The sequence below is a fragment of the Rhodopirellula maiorica SM1 genome (assembly GCF_000346295.1).
Taxonomy (GTDB): domain Bacteria; phylum Planctomycetota; class Planctomycetia; order Pirellulales; family Pirellulaceae; genus Novipirellula; species Novipirellula maiorica.
Genome location: NZ_ANOG01000379.1, coordinates 1 through 2,928, shown reverse-complemented (window position 1 = coordinate 2,928; position 2,928 = coordinate 1). Strand labels below are relative to the sequence as shown.

The following is a 2,928-nucleotide window of genomic DNA, read 5'->3' as shown; positions in this document are numbered from 1 at the left end:
ACGCAGTGTTGCACGAAAATGTTGCTGCAACCGAGGAAGGATGCTGTCGTCGAGCTGCCAAGGATCGTGCTCACTATCGCTGAGACTTTGAAGTGAAGGCAGTTGAAACGTTGAATCGGGGGTGATCAGTCCGGATTCAAGGTCGCCCAAACTCTCGGATTCGGTGCGTTTCATATCCGAGGTATCCGCAAGCGACGTCGCCACCGCGTCGGTGTCCGTGGTGCCGCTGATGCCCGCAACCGCATCCGCATTTTCAGCAGAAATGGTCGAAACGGTCTCGACCGCCTCGATAGCATCTTGATCATCCAACGACGTCTCGCCATCGCCCGACGGTTCCAACGACGCCAGGATTTCATCCACAGCCGACGGGATCACCAGAGCGTTGTTGTTTTGTGGCAATGCACCTGCGACGTCACGACGATCGTTGGCAACACCGTTAACCGTGGGGTTCGTTTGCGACCCAGTCGTGGAACTGACCCCCAGTGTCGCTGGAGTCGCGCTCTGTTCGGCTTGAGCCAGCGTTGTTTCTTGGCGATGGGGAATGTCTTGGCGAAACGAGGTCGGCAGATGGCGACTGTGGTCGACACTGTTTCCTGAGCCGCGATAGTTTTGTCCGCCGTTTTCTCGTCCCACGTTCCCCTGCACGTTGTCGTCTTGGAAACGTGCTTGGATTCCTCGTCGTTGAATATCCGACGCGGACGATACTCCGCTTGCAATCTGGGCCGCGGTGCCGTTTTGGCTGTCGCTGGTTTGGTTCGTCCCGAATGACATCTCAATAATGAATATGCCGCCCGCCAAAAGCGAGCGGGTTTCTAATTGTTCGAAACGAAGGGGACGGGATGCAGAGGTGTCAGTCATCGTAGGATTTCCTCGCATTTCCAAGGCTGAGTGAATTGTGTTGATGTTTCGCTAAATAGGCTTGATACCGCGGAACCTCCGGTGCAAGCTGCACGGCACGTGATTGATGTTCGGCGGCTTCGACGAAGTACTCTCTGGCAACGCCGCCATTGCCAAGTTGTTGTTGCAAGAACCCAAGGTTATTTAGAACGCCGCCGAGCATACTCTGGACTTCCGCATCATCCGGGTACAACGCTGCCAACGATTGTTGGTAGGGCAACGCCTTTTCGAACGCATTTTTTGCCTCTTGGCGTTTGCCCGTTGCGGCCAGAGATAAACCGAGATGGTTAAAGCTGATCACCAGATCACGCCAATACGCTGGCGAATCGGGCCATCGTGTCTGCAATTGTTGGGCAATCTCGATGGCCTGCTGAAACGATTCGATTGCTTCGGCGTGTTGAGATCGCTGCGCATGGGATGTACCAAGTGAATTGAGCGTCAATACGACTTTCGTTGCCAATTTGACGTCGCCTCGGTCTTGCGCAAGTGCCTTGGTCTGATAGGCCAAGGCTTGCCGAGCATACTGGATTGCTTGGTCCGGCGACCGCTTGGACAACAACCCCGCCAAATTCGACTGGATCGATGCCAATAACCCGGCATCCGAATCCGACGTTTCCAACAGCCTGATAGCTCTGCGATAAACCGTGCTTGCTTCCGTCGTTTTCTCGGCTTCGTCCAACAACAACCCAAGGTTATTGAGTGTCGTGGCGAGTTCGCGAGTGACTGCATCCGAGTCGTCGCTTTCTGGCATGGCTGAGTCGTCCGAATCTGAAATCCGATTCAACAAACTCTGCTGGGTTACAATCGCATTTCCAAACCAATGTGCGGCTTGTTCGATACGACCGGTCTGAGACAACTTTTCGGCCAGATTGTTTTGGCTGATCGACCACTGCAAACTCAGCGCTGTGTCATCGGGCGATTGCCCAGCCAATTCGCGATAGAGTTGTTCGGATCGCTCGAGTGCTGCGATTGCCTCTTCGCTGGCTCCCAACTCACTTTGAAATGCCCCGATTTTTCCATAGGTGACCGCTAACTCTTTGCGTAGCGTCGGATCGTCGCTCGCCTCGCTGACAAAACGTTCGTAATAGTCGAGCGTCTCGCCAAGCAACCGTCGACGGACTGGCGCTGCTGCGGGAATATCGTCCAACAGTTCAGCCATTTGTGAACCCAGCCGATCGATCCATTCACGAGCAATTTGTTCATTTCGCGTTGCGCGTATTTGATGAGTGATCGCCCGCGCTTCGTTGTTCTCCGAGATTTGCTTTTCCGCAGCCAACATGGCGGTAAAAATACCGAATCCAACAATCGCGAACATACCGACCAACGCCGACACCGCAACGCTGCGGCGATGTTTGTTGGCAAATCGACCGACACGATCCAACAGCGTCGGCGGGCGAGCGATCGTGGGTTCGCCTGCGAGCACACGGCGCAGATCATCAGCAAACTCTTTCGCCGTTTCGTAGCGTCCGTCACGATTCTTCGCCATCGCTTTGGCCACCACGGTGGCAAGGTCGCGGGGCAGGTGCGGGCATCGTTTTCGCAACGGCACGATGGCGTCGTTTTCAATCGTACGCAGGATCGCCGGAGCGTCATCCCCCTCATGCGCTGGACGCAACGTCAGCATCTCGTAAAGCGTCACCCCAAGCGAATAGACATCGGTGCGTCCGTCGACGATCGCGGATTCGCCTCGCGCTTGTTCGGGACTCATGTATTTCATCGTCCCAACGATATCACCGGACTGGGTCAGCGACACGTCACTTTGCACTCGCGCCAAACCAAAGTCAGTGACCCACAATTTGCCGTTCTGATCAATCAGTAGATTCGATGGCTTGACATCACGATGCACGACTCCAAATTCGTGAGCCGCGTGCAGCCCCTCAGCCGCTTGAATGGCTTGCCCCACCGTCGTCCGCCAATCTTCGGCCACCGGATCACTGTCGGTGTCACCTTCGTCAACACGCTGAAATTCGAGACTCCGTTTCAGAATAATTTCGTCCACTGACATCCCGTCGATGAATTGCATGGCATAGT

General features: G+C 55.1%; 2 protein-coding genes. Both read right to left on the bottom strand.

Features of this window, described 5'->3' with window-relative positions; all coding sequences use genetic code 11:
• Positions 1-858, bottom strand: an 858-nt coding sequence (locus tag RMSM_RS12310; protein WP_008696173.1) for a hypothetical protein, incomplete at its 3' end; no start/stop codon positions are given.
• The coding region (locus tag RMSM_RS12305; protein ID WP_040766039.1) for a serine/threonine-protein kinase at positions 851-2,928 on the bottom strand (2,078 nt) is incomplete at its 5' end. The genes RMSM_RS12310 and RMSM_RS12305, both read right to left, overlap by 8 nt.